Here is a 16696-nt window from a genome sequence, read left to right as displayed (position 1 = left end):
CGAGGGGACGGCCGCACATGACATGGCTGATCACCGGCGGCGGCGGTTACATCGGGGCGCACGCCGTCCGCGCGATGACCGAGGCGGGCCGGCGGGCCGTGGTGTGCGACGACCTGTCCACGGGCATCGCCCGGCGCGTGCCCGCCGAGGTGCCCCTGGTGGTGGGCTCCACGCTGGACGGCGAACCGCGGCGCCGGACGCCGGCGGAGCACTCGGTTACGGGCGTGGTGCACCTCGCGGCCAAGAAACAGGTCGGCGAGTCGGTGGACCTGCCGGTCCCGGGAGCAGGGGCTCGGCGGGGAACTGAGCCTGTCCCCGGGTCGGCGTCGGCGCGAACCCGGACCCGTCCCGGAAGCAGACGCTCGGCGCGATGCCGAAACTGTCCCGAAGCAGGCGCGTGGCGCGAAGCCGAGCCCATCCCGTGGTCGGCCCCGGTCGGCGCCCGGCGCGATACGGGCCGTCAGGCCCGCACCGTTTTTGACACCGCCGGGAGTTCGGGGAGTTCCGGGAACGTGACACCCGTCAGTTCCTCGGAGGCCGTCCACAGGCGGCGGGCCGACTCCGGGTCGCCGGCAGCGTGCGAGCGGCCGACCAGGGTCGGTGCGCCGCGCATCTCTCCAAGGCCGTCGGGACCGACATAGCTCGCGCCGGGCAGGTCCCGGGTCGCGGCGTACAGGGTCGGCAGCGCGCCCGCCTTGTTGTCCTGCGCGAGGACGCGGTTGCCGATTCGCATGGCGACCCGGCGCACGACGCTGGCGTCATGGCCCTGGAGGTTGGTCGCGGCCCAGCCCGGGTGCGCGGCGAGCGCCCGTACCCGTGAGTCCGCCTCGGTCAGACGGCGCTGGAGCTCCAGCGTGAACAGCAGGTTGGCGAGCTTGGACTGGCCGTACGCCACCATCGGCGCGTACTCACCGGCCAGGTTCAGGTTGTCGAAGTGGATATGGATGCCGGCCGGGAAGCGGTGCGCTCCGGAGGAGACGGTGACCACGCGGTCCGTGACGTGCGGCAGCAGCAGGTTCGTCAGGGCGAAGTGCCCCAGGTGGTTGGTGCCGAACTGCATCTCGAAGCCGTCCTTGGTCGTGGCCTCGGGGATGTTCATGACGCCGGCGTTGTTGATCAGCAGATCCAGGTCCCCCTGCCAGCCCGCGGCGAACTCCCGTACGGAGGCGAGGTCGGCCAGGTCGAGGCGGCGTACCTCGACGCTCCCCCTCGCGCCGCGGACGGTCGCGGCGGCCGCTTCGCCGCGCTGCACGTCGCGTACGGCGAGCACCACATGGGCGCCCGCGCGGGCCAGTGCGTCGGCGGTGGCGAGACCTATCCCGCTGTTGGCCCCGGTGACGACGGCGGTGCGGCCGGTCTGGTCGGTGATGTCGGTGGCGTTCCACTTGTGCTGTGTCTTGGGCATGCGGTCAATGTAGACGTCGCCAACAATGCTGTCAATGACAACAATGGTGACGACGCCAACAATGTAGGCGTCGATCACATGCTCGGTACACTGACCCTCATGCAGACCCGTCGTCGTTACCACCACGGAGACCTCCGCGCCGCGCTGCTCAGCCGCGCGGAGGAGACACTCCGGGAGAAGGGACCGGCAGCGCTGTCCCTCCGGGAGCTCGCACGCGACCTGGGCGTCAGTCATGCCGCGCCGAGCCGCCACTTCAAGGACAAGCAGGCGCTCCTCGACGCCCTGGCGCTGACCGGATTCGACCGGCTGGACGAGGCATTCGCGGCGTCCCTGGCGGGGGCGGGCGAATCCTTCGCCGAACGGCTCGCCGCGGCGGCACGCGCCTACGTGGACTTCGCCACCGCCAACGCCGAACTGCTCGACCTCATGTACTCGATCAAGCACACCCCGGAGGCGTCCGAGAACCTGGTCGCCGCGTCCCAGCGGTGGACCGACCGGACGGTGAGCCTGATCGCCGAGGGCCAACGCCGGGGCGAGGTGCGCGAGGGCCTCTTGGAGCGCGTGGGCATCGGGGTCTTCTCCACGCTGCACGGCTACGCGACCCTCGCAGCGGGCGGCTCCCTGCCGCCGGAGGTACGCGAACAGGGCCTGGACGAACTGGTGGCGTACATGCTGCGGGGGTGCGCGCCGGAGAAGACGGGCTGAGCCACCCGCACGCTGCCCCGGTGACCGACTCCCACAGTCCTGCCCACCCCACCCGCACCCGACGCGCCGTCGCCACCGTCCTCGGCTCCGCCGTCGGCGACGCGCTCGCCGCGCCCTTCGAGTTCGGGCCCGAGGGCGCGTTCTCGACACACTTCCCCGAGCCGGGCCGTGGCGGCGAGATGTGCGGGGCGGCGGCCGGGACCCGGGCGAGGCGACCGACGACACGCAGATGGCGGTCCTGGTCGGGGAGTCCCTGCTGGAGTACGGCGGCCTCCGGCTCCCGGACATCTTCGCCCGGTTCCGGCGCTGGGCGGCGGCCGACCCCACGCGCCTCGTGCGGCGGTGGCACTCGGCCCGCTGGCCGTAGCCTGCCTCGCCTACGGCATCGGCAGCCCATCCGTCGCCACACGTGGAGCAGATCCGGGCCACGGACGACCCGGCAAGGCCTGGTCGAAGCCGTCGCAGTCGGCCGGAATCTGCCAGTCGGCGCTTCCCGGACCGGGCGGGCGCGGTGCCGGCACCTCCGCGGTCCTCACAATGCCTTGAGTGCCCCCGCCGTAGCCCGGGCCAATCCCGCCAGGTACCCCTTCGGCAGTTTCGGCCCCCGTACCACCACCGCCCGCCAGTACAGCGGGCCCGAGATCAGGTCGAGGGCCAGGTCCATGTCGACGGACTCATGGATGTCGCCGCGGGCGGCGGCCGTGGCCACGATGCCGCTGGCCACGCTCTGCTGACCCTCGCGCAACGCCTTCTGCATGGCCTCCGCGATGTCCGGGTTGCGAGCCGCCTCCGCCTGGAGGTCCGGGATGATCTGGCCGGCCACCGGGTGGCGCAGAGCGCGCGACGTCACCTCGTAGAGGAGCCTCAGGTCCCCCTCCAGGGAGCCCGTGTCGGGCGCCGGCAGGCCCTGGACGGCGACCGCCGAGACCAGGTCGAGGACCAGGTGCAGCTTGGAGCGCCACCGGCGGTAGACCGCCGTCTTGCCGACGCCCGCCCGGCGGGCGATGCCCTCGATGGACATGCGGGCGTAGCCGACGGCCGCGAGTTCCTCGAAGACGGCCGCCCGAATGGCCTCCGTCACGTCCTCGCGGAGGACGGCCGCACCCGCGGGCGCACGGCGGCGCCGTTTCACCTGGGGAGTGTCGGCGTTCGTGGTCATACGGACCAGCATAGGGCGTGACGACGAAACGGTTGCGTTCCGACGTCGGAACGGCTTACGCTCGCGTTGCGACGATACGGTCCCGTCCCGACGCAAAGAGCAGTAGTCCAAACCCCCAAGAGCTGTACAAGACCCCAAGAGCAGAGCAAGACACCGGCAAGAAACGTGAGAAATGCCGGGAGGCGGTACCAGAAGGGGCATTGCGGCGGGAGACTGCGGACCGGTTCGCGCACCCGACCCCCGAGCGAAAGCAGCGGATGTGAGCCAGGTCCTCCACACACCGCCCCCCACGACGACCGATCCGGCCGAGACCCCGGCGCAGCGCGCCGACCGGTACGGCCTTTCGGTCAGCGGCGCCCGCCCCTCCTTGCCCGAGTACGTCCGCCAGCTGTGGGAGCGCCGCCACTTCATCACGGCCTTCGCCACCGCCAAGCTCACCGCCCAGTACAGCCAGGCGAAGCTCGGCCAGGTCTGGCAGGTCATGACGCCCCTGCTGAACGCGGCGGTCTACTACTTCATCTTCGGTGTGCTGCTCGGCACCAAGCACGGCGTGCCGGACTACATCCCGTTCCTGGTCACGGGCGTGTTCATCTGGACGTTCACGCAGAGCTCCATCATGACGGGCACCCGCGCGATCTCCGGCAACCTGGGGCTGGTGCGCGCCCTGCACTTCCCGCGCGCCGCGCTGCCCATCTCCTTCTGCCTGCAGCAGCTGCAGCAGCTGCTGTTCTCGATGGCCGCCCTGATCGGGATCCTGCTCTGCGTCGGCGTGCCGGTCGCCGCCTCCTGGGTGCTGGCGATCCCGGCACTGGCGCTGCAGTTCGTGTTCAACGCCGGCGTCTCGATGATCATGGCCCGGATGGGCGCGAAGACGCCGGACATCGCCCAGCTGATGCCGTTCGTCCTGCGTACCTGGATGTATGTCTCGGGCGTCATGTGGAGCATCGACAAGCTGACCAAGCACGACCAGCTGCCGCACGTGGTGACGATCGCGCTGGAGACCAACCCGGCCGCCGTCTACATCGACCTCATGCGCTTCGCGCTGATCGACAGCTTCCACGCGAGCCAGCTGCCCCCGCACGTGTGGGCGGCGGCTACGGGCTGGGCGCTGCTCGCCGGTGTCGGCGGTTTCATCTACTTCTGGAAGGCTGAGGAGAGGTACGGCCGTGGCTAACCCGACCAGCGACGAGCAGATCCCGACCGTCATCTGTGACGGCGTCGACATCGTCTACCGCGTCAACGGCACCGGAGGCGGCCGAGGCTCCGCCACCGCCGCGCTCAACCGCATCCTGCGCCGCGAGCGTGCGGAGAAAGCGGCGGGCGTTCGCCGGGTGCACGCCGTCAAGAACGTCTCCTTCACCGCGTACAAGGGCGAGGCCATCGGCCTGATCGGTACGAACGGTTCCGGCAAGTCGACGCTGCTCAAGGCCGTCGCCGGGCTGCTGCCCGTCGAGAACGGCAGGATCTACACCCACGGCCAGCCCTCCCTCCTCGGCGTGAACGCGGCCCTGATGAACGACCTGACGGGCGAGCGCAACGTCTACCTCGGCGGTCTGGCCATGGGCATGTCCCGCGAGCAGATCAAGGAGCGCTACGACGACATCGTCGACTTCTCCGGCATCAACGAGAAGGGCGACTTCATCTCGCTGCCGATGCGTACCTACTCCTCCGGCATGGCGGCGCGGCTGCGCTTCTCCATCGCTGCCGCCAAGGACCACGACGTCCTGCTGATCGACGAGGCGCTGGCCACCGGTGACCGCTCCTTCCAGAAGCGGTCCGAGGAGCGCATCCGCGAGCTGCGCCGGCACGCGGGCACGGTCTTCCTGGTCAGCCACAACAACAAGTCGATCCGCGACACCTGCGACCGGGTGCTGTGGCTGGAGCGCGGAGAGCTGCGCATGGACGGTCCCACCGAGGAAGTCCTGGAGGCCTACGAGGCGTTCACCGGCGGCAGCGACAAGGCCAAGCGCCCGAGCCCCAAGCCCAGTCCGCAGAAGAAGGAACCCGCGAACGCGAAACAGCCTCTTCCTTCCTGAGGCATAAAGAGACCGCGTTCATACACCTTTCGTACATGTCTCTTACCTGCCTCGTATACGCCTTCTTCATGTTGTTCCATCAGCAGCACAGACGTGGGCGTCTGAAGAGCAGGGAGGCCACGTGCAACCAGGGCTGAGCGTCATCGTCCACGGCCCCGATCCCCAAGGTCACCTGGGCGAACTCCTGGATGCCCTCTCTGCCCAGCCGTCGGCCGAGGCCGAGGTGGTCGTCGCGGCCGTCGGCGACTGGGCCCGGCGGCAGGCGGAGCGGCGCGCCGCCGAGGACTCCCGGATGGTGGTGCTGCCGCTGCCGGAGGGCACGAGCGACGGCGCGGCCCGCGCGGCGGGCGCCGCCAGGGCCACCGGCCGCTGGCTGCACTTCGTGCACGCCAAGGACGGACTTCCCGCCGGCGCCCTGCGCACCGTCGCCGACCGCACGGCGGAACTCGCGGACTCCGCGGACGTCCTGGTCGTGAACCACGTCCGTTCCACCTGGCAGACCTCGGGCGCACCCAGCGAGGACGGCCGGTTGCTGGCCCGGGCCGGCCGCCGCGCCGTCCCGCTCACCGGCTTCCCCGAGTTGCTGCGGCTGACCCCGGTGCTGGGCAACCGCGTGATACGCGCGGACTTCTGGCACTCCTTCGACGTCTCCTCGGACATCGCGGGCGGGGACTTCCACGACGACGAGGCGTACGCCGCCCTCGCCGTGCTCCTCCACGCCCGCGAGATCGCCTCCCTCGACCAGGTGGCGTACGAGATACGGGAGCTGCGCGAGCAGAGCCTGCCACCTGTGACCGCCGCGCAGCGGTACGCGGTCGTGGAGCGGTACGAGCGGCTGCACGACGTTCTGGACGAGCGGGGCGCGCCCGAGGGGCCCCGGGCGGTGCTGTACGACGTGATGGTCCGCGATCTGCTGCGCACCTTCGCCCGCAGCGGGATGCCGGAGCCGGAGGCGCGCGAGTTCTTCGGCCGCGCCTCCCGGGCCGCCGCGCGCCGACGGCCGGAGCACCACCGGCGCCCCACCGGCTTCGAGGGCATACGCCACGCGCTCCTCGAGGAGAACGCGTACACCAAGTACCGCGCCTTCCAGACCGCCAACCAGACGCGGCGCGAGGTGAAGTCGGCGGTCGTGGCGGGCAAGCGCCAGGTGAGCGCGAAGCTGCGCGACCAGCGCTACCGGCGGGCGCTGAGCGAGCCCGTCGATCCGCATCTGGCGGTCTTCTCGGCGTACTGGGACCGGGGCGTGGCCTGCAACCCTGCCGCGATCGCCGCGAAACTCGCCGAACTCGCCCCGCACATCCACCCGGTGTGGGTGGTCTCCCGGCACAAGGCCGCCCTGCTGCCGCCGGGCACCGACCACATCGTCCCCGGCACGCGCCGCTACTGGGACGTGATGGCGAGGGCCAAGTACCTCGTCAACAACGTCAACTTCCCCGACGTCGTGGTCAAGCGCACGGACGCGGTCCACCTCCAGACCCACCACGGCACCCCGCTCAAGCGCATGGGCCTGGATCAGCTCGACTTCCCCGCCGCCTCCAAGGGCCTGGACTTCGACGCCCTGCTGGCCCGCATCGACAAGTGGGACTACAGCGTCTCGGCGAACAGCCACTCCACGCGCATGTGGGAACGCGCCTACCCGTCGCGCTACACGCCGCTGGACCACGGCTATCCGCGCAACGACGTCTTCTATTCCGCGACGGCCGAGGACGTCCGCGCGATCCGCGACCGCCTGGGCATAGCCCCGGGCCGCCGGGCCATCCTGTACGCCCCCACGCACCGCGACTACGAGGCGGGCTGGACCCCGCGCCTGGACCTCGCCTCCCTGGCCGACCGGCTCGGCGAGGACACGGTCCTGCTGGTTCGCGGCCACTACTTCTACGGCCGCGCGGCCTCCCCGCTGACCGGTCTGCGCCGCTCCGGCCGGGTGATCGACGTGTCGTCGTACGATCCGGTCGAGGATCTCTCGCTGGCGGCGGACGCCCTGGTCACGGACTACTCGTCGATCATGTTCGACTACGCCAACCTGAACCGCCCGATCGTGATCTACGCCGACGACTGGGAGACGTACGCGAAGACACGCGGGGTCTACTTCGACCTGATGACCCAGGCACCGGGCCAGGTGGCTCGCACCCAGGAGGACCTCGAGGCCGTCTTCGCGTCGGAGGCGTGGCGGGACGAGGCCGCGCAGAAGTCGCTGACCGACTTCCGACGTCGTTTCTGCGAGTTCGACGACGGGCGGGCGGCCGAGCGGGTGGTGCGCCGGGTGTTCCTCGGCGAGAGCGAGGAGTCGCTGCCCCCGGTCGTTCCGGTGGACGAACGGACCCCCGCCCCGACTCCCGAGGAGGCCACGGCGCGATGACGCCCACCCGGATCCCCGACGTGACGATCACAGTCATCGTCTACAACGACGCGGAACGTCTGCCGCGCGCGGTGGTCTCGCTGCTCCGGCAGACACACCCGGACATCGAGGTGATCATCAGCGACGACCACTCGACGGACGACACCCCGTCGGTGGCACGGCGACTGGCCGCGCAGGACGAGCGGGTGCGCTATCTGCGTCTGCCCGAGAACAGCGGCGGCTGCAGCGCACCACGCAACCGGGCACTGGAGATCGCCCGGGCGCCGTATCTGATGTTCCTCGACAGCGACGACGAACTGCCCGCGAACGCGGTGGAGTTGCTGCTGGCCGCACACCGCGCACGCGAAGTGGACTTCACGATGGGCGCGGTGGAGCGGGTCCGCGTCGACACGGGCCGCCGCTCGACCTGGATGCCGCACCTGGTCGCCGAGCGGCGCACGGTCGAGGGCATCGAGTCCGAACCCGAGCTGCTGTTCGAGCACCTGTCCACGAGCAAGATGTACCGGCGGGAGTTCCTGGACCGCCACGGCCTGCGTTTCCCCGAGGGCATCCACTACGAGGACCAGCTGTTCTCGGCCCAGGCGTACTGCCTGGCGCGCTCCTTCACGATCATCCCGGAGCCGGTGTACCGCTGGTACATAGCGCCGTACGTGACGGCGGAGTCGGCGTCGATCTCCAACCAGCGGCACAAGCTCACGAACGTGCGTGACCGCATCCATGTGCAGCGATTGACAGACGACTTCCTGACCGAGAGCGGGCACGGAGGGCTGCGGGAGGACAAGGACTACAAGTTCCTCAAGCACGACTTCCGTATGTACGCGGGTGATCTGCCGTACCGCGAGGAGGAGTGGCTGGCAGGTTTCGCGGACGTGGTGACGCCGTATCTGGAGACGCTGGCGCCCGGCGCCTACGCCCGACTTTCGCGTATGGAACGGGTGGTGATCCAGCTGGTACGCGACCGGCGCCTGGACGAGGCGCAGCTGGCGGCGCGGGGGCTCGGGCACGGGGTGGCCCCTCGTGAGGTGGTGACGGACGCATCGGGCACGGCCTACTGGGGCACGCGGATTCCGTCCTCCTCCTGGGCCCGACGTGAACTGGACGTGTCCGACCTGGAGTTGGAGTACCGGCCCTTCCCGAGCGCCCTGTTCCGGCACGAGATCACGTCCCTGGCAGCGGGCCCGGGAGCCTCGATCGACCTCTCGATCCGCACGTACGACCCGGGCCTGCGCCTCCCCGTCGGCCCACAGCGGGCGAGCGTCGTGGTGTCCGCCGGCAGGCGCCGCCTGGTGACGGCCTTCCGTCTTGACCCGGTCCGGCCGGGCGTCTTCGAGGGGCGGGTCCGGCTGGACCTGGCGGCGGCGCAGCTGCCCGTGCAGGGTTTCGAGGCCATCCGCCACCCGGTGCTGCGGCTTGAGCACCAGGGCCTGGCCAACTCCGGCGTGCTGCTGGCTCCGCCGGCCTTCCCGTCCCTCAGGGCGAACCAAGTGGGCACGTTGCCGCACGAGGTGACGGTGGAACCGGAGGGGCGCGGAGCGGGCCGCCTCCAGGTCCGCTGGCGTCCGGTGGGCGTCACGGCACGGGTGGGTCCGGTGGTCCGCAGGGTCGCCGGACCGAAGGTACGACAGGCGGCACGGCTGGTGCGGAGCGCACTGCGGTGACGCCGGGTGGCGGGGGGTGTTCACCCCCCCGCCACCCTTGCCCGTCCCTGGGGCACCCCTCAGCGCAGCACCTGGTACAGCACCTGGCCTCCCGGCCCCGTAGCCACCCTGCGCAGCGCCCGGTCGCCGGCCGGCAACCCCCCGTCCGACGGCCGCTGCACCACCCACCGCACGTCGTACGTCCGCAGCACGCCAAGACGCGCGTTCCGCGACACCCCCGCCCCGAAGTAGGTCCGCACGGCCGTCTCCCGCCGGCCCTCGTCCGGCAGGAAGAAGTCCGGGTATCCCGGCGCCACGGTGTACGCCCCGTACGCCGGAATCTGCCGCGCGGGATACGTCTGCGCCATCACCACGTCCCCGTACCGCACCCACGGGGTGATCCAGTGGTACCCCGCCCACGGCACCCGGTACTTCGCCGCGACCGCCCCGGGCAGGGCGCTGCGGCCCATCACGTATCCCACGGTCTGCACCTGGGTCCACGCCCCGAGGGCCAGCGCGGCCGCCAGCACTCCGGCCGCCACGTTCCGCAACGCCCCTCGCGCCGCCCCGGCCACCTCCACGGCGGCCGCCACCTGCGCCGGGATCAGCACCGCAGGCAGCGCCCGTCCCCACGAGTAGTGCCCGGTCAGCCCGCCCGCCGCGAACATCAGCACCCCGAGCAGGAAGAACACCACCAGCGGATCCCGTCGGTCCCTCCGCGCCCGGACCGCCAGCGCCGCCACCCCGAGCAGCACGAGGCAGAACCGCACGAACAGATGCTGGTACAGCGGCCGGTGGACCGCCTCCAGACCGCCCGCGCGCAGCAGCGCGAAAAAGTCGTAGTACGGCCACAGCGCGATGACCACCGTTCCGAGCGCGACTCCGGCCCCGAGCCGCGGCCAGGCCCTCCGCCCGGCCCCTGTCCCCAGCACGGTCGCCAGCGCTCCCAGCGTCGCCACCACCCCGGTGAACTGGTGGCTGAGCAGGATCACCGCCCACATCGCACCGAGCCCGAGGAAGACGACCCACCCCGCGGGCTCGCCCTTCACTGCCCGCGCCAGCAGCGCCCAGAAGTGGAAGGCCAGCCCGAGCGCGAACACGCTCGGATAAGCCACCGTCAGCGCCAGCGAGTTGAGTCCGAGGAAGCCGCTCCAGTTGAACACCTGTGTGCCCCACAGGAACACCACACACAGCAGGGCGAGCGGCGGCGCAAGACGCTGGGCAGTCAGCGTGCGAACGTATCGCCACACGCCCGTGACCAGCAGGGTGAGACTGATCAGCGCGGCGATACGCAGCACGATCCAGACGGACAGCCCGGTGAGGCGGGCGACGACGCCGAGGAAGACGGTCCACGGCGAGTAGTACGGGCTGGGCGTGTTCTCGTCCACCAGCGGATTGCCGGGATCGAGCAGTCGGTGCCGCAGGCGTTCCACGGTCGCCGCGTGCATGCCGAGGTCGCCGTCCCAGGGCAGCCGCACGATCACGAGCAGCATCAGTACGACGAGCAGCCCCACGGCCGCCCACAGTGCGGCTCCGGCCATTCCACGCGGCGACCCGACGGTCGCGAGGGCGCTCCAGGGCCGCTTCCGGCTGTCGCTTCCAGCGGCCACCCTTGTCGTCCCCGTGGTCCCGGTGACCCCTCTGGCCCCGCCCGTCCCCTCCGAGGCGACACTCATCGCGTGTCGGCGCCCTGCTTCGCCTCGTGCTGGAACACCCATGTCCGGTACACCAGGAAGCGGAACGCCGACGCCAGCACGATCGACAGCGCCTTGGCCACGTTCGAACCGAGCGACCCGTTCATATTGAGCCCGTGGTAGCCGACGTAGAACAGCACGCTCTCCATCACCACGCCGATCCCGCTGAAGACGAAGAACAGGACGATCTGCTGCCGGGTGCGCGAGGCCCGGTCACGGTAGGCGAAGAAGCGGAAGCCGAGGTAGTTGGTGCCCATGGCGACGATGCTGGCGAGGACGGTCGCCGTCATCGGCGCCCACACGAGACCGTGCAGCAGGAAGTTGAAGACGAGGAAGTTGACCGCGACACCGCTGCCGCCGACGACCCCGAACTTGGCGACCTCGACCGCGAGCCGCCGGGCCCGGGCGGGCGCCGGGGCGGGTGCGGGGGCGTGGGCGGGGGCGGGCTCGGCAACCGGGCGAGCGACCTGGGGTCGCTGCTCGGAGAGGTTCACAGTCACGGGTACGGGTCCTCCACACTCGTCCGACGATCAGGCCAAACCCTAGCCCAAATGTCCCGTTTAGCAGGAAAGGGTAAATTCAACGCCGGAATTTCCCAAGGTATTGGCAAGAAAGCGCGAACTGGCCGACGAGGAAGGGGATGATGCCGGACACACGAACGGGGGCGCCCCAACAGTGTTGGGGCGCCCCCGCCTTCGTACCGGAAGCACCAGCAGTACGGACCTAGCCGTGCGTCCGCAGCAGCGTGCGCATCGTGCGCATCGCGACCGACAGGTTCGCGAGGTCGAAGGAGTCCGAGTTCGCGATCTCGTCGAGGGTGGCGCGCGCCCTCGTCAGGATCGCCGTGTTCCTCTCCTCCCAGGCCTTGAACCGCTGCTCCGGTGTGGAGGTGCCGTTGCCCACCGCCAGGACCTCGGCCGTCAGGCCCGCGTGGGCCGCGTACAGGTCCTCGCGGATCGCCGCGCGGGCCATGGACTGCCACCGGTCCGCGCGCGGCAGCTCGATGATGCGGTCCATGAGCTGGGTGATCCGCAGCCGGTCGGCGAGGTCGTAGTAGACCTCGGCGACGGCCATCGGGTCCTTGCCCGTACGGTCGGCCACCGAGACGATGTCGAGCAAGGGGAAGGCGGAGGAGAACCCGGCCACCCGCGTGGCGAGTTCGTCCGGGACGCCGGCGCCCGTCAGCTCGTCGTGGATCTTCTCCCACCACTCCAGGTCCGCGCCGCGCAGCAGCTTGGGCAGCTCGCTCCAGACCTGCTCGACGCGGTCCTTGAAGAACGCGATCGTGTTGGTGAGTTCCAGCGGCTGCGGCCGGTTGTTGAGCAGCCAGCGCGTGCCGCGCTCGACCAGCCGGCGGGAGTGCAGGCGAATACGGGTCTGGACGTCGGCCTCCACCTTGTTGTCGAGGTCCTCGACCGCGTCCCACACCACGCCCGCGTTGAAGATCGCACGGGATGCGGTCTGCGCCCTGACGATCTCCTCCAGCGAGGCGCCCGTCTCCTCACGGAGGCGGTGCAGGAAGCTCGTACCGCCCGTATTGACCGTGTCGTTGACCAGGAGGGTCGTCACGATCTCGCGGCTCAGGGCGTGGCCGTCGATCTGCTCGGGGAACCTCTCGCGCAGCGCCGTCGGGAAGTACGCGTGCAGCAGGCTGCGCAGATACTGGTCGTCGGGCAGCGGCGTCTCCAGCAGCTCCTTGGCGACCGTGATCTTCGTGTACGCCAGCAGGACGGCCGTCTCCGGACCGGTCAGGCCCTGCCCGGAGTTGAGCCGCTCGCGGATCTGCCGGTCGGTGGGCATGAACTCCAGCGCCCGGTCGAGGTGGCCCTCACGCACCAGGTAACGCAGGAACCGCTGCTGCGCGTGCAGCATGTCCTTCGACTGGAACAGGGCGTTGGAGATCGCCACGTTCTGCGCGTAGTTGTTGCGCAGCACCAGGGCGCCGACCTCGTCGGTCATCTCGGCGAGCAGCTGGTTGCGCTGCTTGACCGTCAGGTCGCCGTTGGCCACGACCGCGTTGAGCAGGATCTTGATGTTCACCTCGTGGTCGGAGGTGTCCACGCCCGCACTGTTGTCGATGGCGTCGGTGTTGATCTTGCCGCCGTGCTGGGCGAACTCGATCCGGCCGAGCTGGGTCAGACCCAGGTTGCCGCCCTCGCCGACGACCTTGACGCGCAGGTCCCGGCCGTCCACGCGGATGGCGTCGTTGGCCTTGTCGCCGACGTCCGCGTTCGACTCCGCCGAGGATTTGACGTACGTACCGATGCCGCCGTTCCACAGCAGGTCGACCGGCGCCTTGAGGATCGTCCGCATCAGGTCGGCCGGGGTCATCTTGGTGACGGCGCCCTCGATGCCGAGGGCCTCGCGGATGTGCGCGTTGACCGGGATCGACTTGGCAGACCGGGGGAACACCCCGCCGCCGGCCGACAGCAACTGGGTGTTGTAGTCGGCCCACGAGGAGCGCGGCAGCTCGAACAGACGACGGCGCTCGGCGTACGAGGTCGCCGCGTCCGGGTTCGGGTCGATGAAGATGTGCCGGTGGTCGAAGGCCGCGACCAGGCGGATGTGCTCCGACAGCAGCATGCCGTTGCCGAACACGTCGCCGGACATGTCGCCGATGCCGACGACGGTGAAGTCCTCGGCCTGGGTGTCCACGTCCAGCTCCCGGAAGTGCCGCTTCACGGACTCCCAGGCGCCGCGGGCGGTGATGCCCATCTTCTTGTGGTCGTAGCCCGCCGAGCCGCCGGAGGCGAAGGCGTCGCCGAGCCAGAAGCTGTAGCTCTCGGCCACCTCGTTGGCGATGTCCGAGAACGTCGCCGTGCCCTTGTCCGCGGCGACCACGAGGTAGGTGTCGTCCGAGTCGTGCCGGACCACGTCCGCGGGCGGCACGACCTCGCCGGCGACCATGTTGTCGGTGATGTCGAGCAGGGCGGAGATGAACGTCCGGTAGCTGCGGATGCCCTCCGCGAGCCATGCGTCACGGTCCGCGGCCGGGTCCGGCAGCTGCTTGGCCACGAACCCGCCCTTGGCGCCCACCGGGACGATGACGGTGTTCTTCACCATCTGCGCCTTGACCAGGCCGAGGATCTCCGTGCGGAAGTCCTCACGCCGGTCGGACCAGCGCAGACCTCCTCGCGCGACCTTGCCGAAGCGCAGGTGCACACCCTCGACCCGCGGCGAGTACACCCAGATCTCGTACGCCGGACGCGGCGCCGGCAGATCCGGGATGGCCTGCGGGTCGAACTTCATGGAGATATAGTCGTGCGGCTTGCCGCCCCGCGCCTCCTGGAAGAAGTTGGTGCGCAGGGTCGCCTTGATCAGGGTGAGGAACGAGCGCAGGATACGGTCCTCGTCGAGCGAGGCGACCTGGTCGAGAGCCGCGTCCAGCTCCTCCAGCAAGGCGTCGGTCAGCTCCAGACCGGCTCGCTGCCGGTCCGGAGACATCCGCGCCTCGAAGAGGGAGACCAGCAGCCGGGTGGTGTGGACGTTGTTGCGGAGGGTGTCCTCCATGTAGTCCTGGCTGAAGGTCGAACCGGCCTGGCGCAGGTACTTCGCGTATGCGCGCAGCACCATCGCCTGCCGCCAGGTGAGGCCGGCACTCAGGACCAGGGCGTTGAAGCCGTCGTTCTCGGCCTGCCCGGTCCAGGTGGCGGCGAAGGCGTCCTGGAACCGCTCACGGGCGTCGTCGCCGAGGTAGTCGCCGTTGCCGGTCAACGACTTGGGCAGACGCAGACCGAAGTCGTAGATCCACGCGGTCGTGCGGTCCGCGCAGCGCAACTCGTACGGGCGCTCGTCGATGACCTCGACGCCGAGCCGGTTGAGCACGGGCAGTACGGCGGAGAGGGAGACCGCCTCGCCCCTGCGGTAGATCTTGAAGCGGCGCTCTCCGGGGCCCACGCCCACGGGCTCGTACAGGCTGAGGGCGAAGTTCCTGCCGCCCTCCTCGGTCGTCAGCTGCTCCAGGTGGACGAGGTCGGCGACCGCGGCCCGCGGGGTGTGGTCGGCCTTGTAGCCCTCGGGGAAGGCATTGGCGTAGCGGCGCTGCAGCTCGGCGGCGTGTTCCTCGCCGAGCTCGGCGTTCAGCGCCTCCGCGAAGGAGTCGACCCAGGAGCGGGCGGCCTCGACGAGCCGGGCCTCGATGCGCTCCTTGTCGGCGTCGGACAGCTGCGGCAGCTCCGTGCCCTGCGGGACGCGGACCACGAAGTGCAGCCGGGAGAGGATCGACTCCGTGTTCCAGGCCGTGAAGTCGACGCTGGTGCCGCCGAGCTCCTCCTTCAGGATGTCGATGATCCGCAGCCTCACGCCCGTGGTGTAGCGGTCGCGCGGCAGGTAGACGAGGGCCGAGTAGTAGCGCCCGTATTCGTCCTGGCGCAGGTAGAGCCGCAGGCGGCGGCGCTCCTGGAGGTAGAGGACGGAGGTGACGATGGAGCGCAGCTCGTCGGTCGGCGTCTGGAACAGCTCGTCGCGCGGGTACGTCTCCAGGATCTGGACCAGGTCGCGGCCGTCGTGGCTGTTGGGCGAGAACCCGGCGCCCTTGAGGACCTCGTCGACCTTGCGCCGGATGACGGGCACGCGGCGCACCGACTCGGTGTAGGCGGCGGACGAGAACAGGCCCAGGAAGCGGCGTTCGCCGACGACGTTGCCGTCCTCGTCGAACTTCTTCACGCCGACGTAGTCGAGGTACGACGGCCGGTGCACGGTGGCGCGGCTGTTGGCCTTGGTGAGGACCAGCAGCTTGTGCTCGCGGGCCTTGGCGCGGGCGTCCGCGGGCAGCCGCTCGAAGGAGGGGCTCACCGGGTGCTGGTCGTCACCCGCGTGGTGCGGGTCGGATCGCAGTATGCCGAGCCCGGTGCCGGGCACGGCGGCCAGCACGTCGTCGTCACGCAGCTCGTACTCGCGGTAGCCGAGGAAGGTGAAGTGGTCGGCGGACAGCCAGCGCAGCAGCTCGCCGGCCTCCTCCAGCTCCGCCTGGGGGAGGTCCTCGGGCACCGGCTCCTTCTGGAGCCCCTCGGCGACCCGCAGCGCGCACTCGCGCATCTTCTCCCAGTCCTCGACGGCCTCGCGGACGTCGGACAGGACGCGGAGCAGATCGGCGGTGATCTGCTTCAGATCGCCGCGGTCGGTCTCCCGGTCCATCTCGACGTGGATCCACGACTCGACGTGCGCGTCGTGCGGCAGCTCGCCGCCGGGCACGTCGGGCAGCACCTCCAGGAGCTTGCCCGTCAGGTCCCGGCGGACGACGAACTGGGGGTGGATGACGACGTGGATGCCGCGCCCCTGCCGCGACAGCTCGTTGGTGACGGAGTCGACCAGGAAGGGCATGTCGTCGGTGACGACCTCGACGACGGAGTGGCTGCAGGTCCAGCCGTTCTCCTCGACGGTCGGGGTGTGGACCCGCACGTTGGCCGTGCCCTGGGGGCGCGTCTCGGCCAGTCTGTAGTGCGAGAACGCGGCTCCGAAGACATCAACCGGGTCGCGGTCCGCCAGGTCCTCCGGGGCTGTGTGCAGGTAATAACGCTGGAGGAACGCGAGCACGGTGTCCCGGTCGGGGGTGCCCTCGCCCGTCGTCCCAGTCGGTAGGTGCCCCCCGACCGGGCTGTTCTCAGCTACCCGGGCGGCCCTCTCGAGCAGCTCGGCCTTGGCTTCGTCCAGCTTGGTCTGCATTGTCCTCTGGCTCCTGTCGCGCGCCGTTGCGTGACGT

10 protein-coding genes and 2 pseudogenes are annotated in these 16696 nt (G+C 70.3%); 7 read left to right on the top strand and 5 right to left on the bottom strand.

Annotation, left to right across the window (positions count from 1 at the left end; genetic code table 11):
- Positions 1-17 precede the first annotated feature (17 nt).
- A pseudogene (locus ACZ3TS_RS15245) lies at positions 18-278 on the top strand (NAD-dependent epimerase/dehydratase family protein); the annotation flags it as partial.
- Between the two features lie 182 nt (positions 279-460).
- On the opposite strand, the gene ACZ3TS_RS15240 reads toward ACZ3TS_RS15245, so the two are convergent.
- Positions 461-1405, bottom strand: coding sequence for an oxidoreductase (locus ACZ3TS_RS15240; RefSeq protein ID WP_467617820.1), 945 nt, complete (start codon positions 1403-1405; stop codon positions 461-463).
- A 99-nt stretch (positions 1406-1504) separates the two neighbouring features.
- Between ACZ3TS_RS15240 and ACZ3TS_RS15235 the strand changes: the two genes are divergently transcribed.
- Positions 1505-2110, top strand: coding sequence for a TetR/AcrR family transcriptional regulator (locus ACZ3TS_RS15235; protein ID WP_467617817.1), 606 nt, complete (start codon positions 1505-1507; stop codon positions 2108-2110).
- 20 nt (positions 2111-2130) lie between these two features.
- Positions 2131-2435, top strand: a pseudogene (locus tag ACZ3TS_RS15230) (ADP-ribosylglycohydrolase family protein); the annotation flags it as partial.
- Between the two features lie 207 nt (positions 2436-2642).
- Here ACZ3TS_RS15230 and ACZ3TS_RS15225 read toward each other — a convergent pair.
- Positions 2643-3269, bottom strand: coding sequence for a TetR/AcrR family transcriptional regulator (locus ACZ3TS_RS15225; RefSeq protein WP_467617815.1), 627 nt, complete (start codon positions 3267-3269; stop codon positions 2643-2645).
- Positions 3270-3528: 259 nt separating this feature from the next.
- Here ACZ3TS_RS15225 and ACZ3TS_RS15220 point away from each other — a divergent pair, with 259 nt between their 5' ends.
- From ACZ3TS_RS15220 to ACZ3TS_RS15205, 4 genes are all read left to right on the top strand, one after another.
- Positions 3529-4443: an ABC transporter permease gene (locus ACZ3TS_RS15220; RefSeq protein ID WP_467617812.1), complete on the top strand. Its 915-nt coding sequence runs from the start codon at positions 3529-3531 to the stop codon at positions 4441-4443.
- Positions 4436-5305: an ABC transporter ATP-binding protein gene (locus tag ACZ3TS_RS15215; RefSeq protein WP_467617809.1), complete on the top strand. Its 870-nt coding sequence runs from the start codon at positions 4436-4438 to the stop codon at positions 5303-5305. The genes ACZ3TS_RS15220 and ACZ3TS_RS15215 overlap by 8 nt, the downstream gene beginning before the upstream one ends.
- A gap of 121 nt (positions 5306-5426) precedes the next feature.
- Positions 5427-7664, top strand: a complete 2238-nt coding sequence (locus tag ACZ3TS_RS15210; protein ID WP_467617806.1) for a CDP-glycerol glycerophosphotransferase family protein — start codon at positions 5427-5429, stop codon at positions 7662-7664.
- Entirely contained in the window at positions 7661-9322 is a 1662-nt protein-coding gene (locus tag ACZ3TS_RS15205; protein WP_467617804.1) for a glycosyltransferase family 2 protein, read from the top strand. Before ACZ3TS_RS15210 ends, ACZ3TS_RS15205 begins: the two co-directional genes overlap by 4 nt.
- A 59-nt stretch (positions 9323-9381) precedes the next feature.
- Here the strand turns inward: ACZ3TS_RS15205 and ACZ3TS_RS15200 are convergent, their stop codons facing one another.
- The 3 genes from ACZ3TS_RS15200 to ACZ3TS_RS15190 form a co-directional block, all read right to left on the bottom strand.
- A complete protein-coding gene (locus ACZ3TS_RS15200) occupies positions 9382-10842 on the bottom strand; it encodes a hypothetical protein (RefSeq protein ID WP_467618025.1) in 1461 nt (486 codons plus the stop codon).
- Positions 10843-10973: 131 nt separating this feature from the next.
- The gene (locus ACZ3TS_RS15195; protein WP_467617801.1) at positions 10974-11495 is read right to left on the bottom strand and encodes a GtrA family protein; all 522 of its coding nucleotides are present in this window, start codon (positions 11493-11495) and stop codon (positions 10974-10976) included.
- Positions 11496-11718: 223 nt separating this feature from the next.
- The gene (locus ACZ3TS_RS15190; protein ID WP_467617798.1) at positions 11719-16659 is read right to left on the bottom strand and encodes an NAD-glutamate dehydrogenase; all 4941 of its coding nucleotides are present in this window, start codon (positions 16657-16659) and stop codon (positions 11719-11721) included.
- Between the last annotated feature and the right edge of the window lie 37 nt (positions 16660-16696).

This window comes from Streptomyces sp. NPDC022910 (assembly GCF_055561075.1).
The sequence above is the reverse complement of the archived record's forward strand: the minus strand, read 5'-3'. Positions and strand labels throughout refer to the sequence as shown.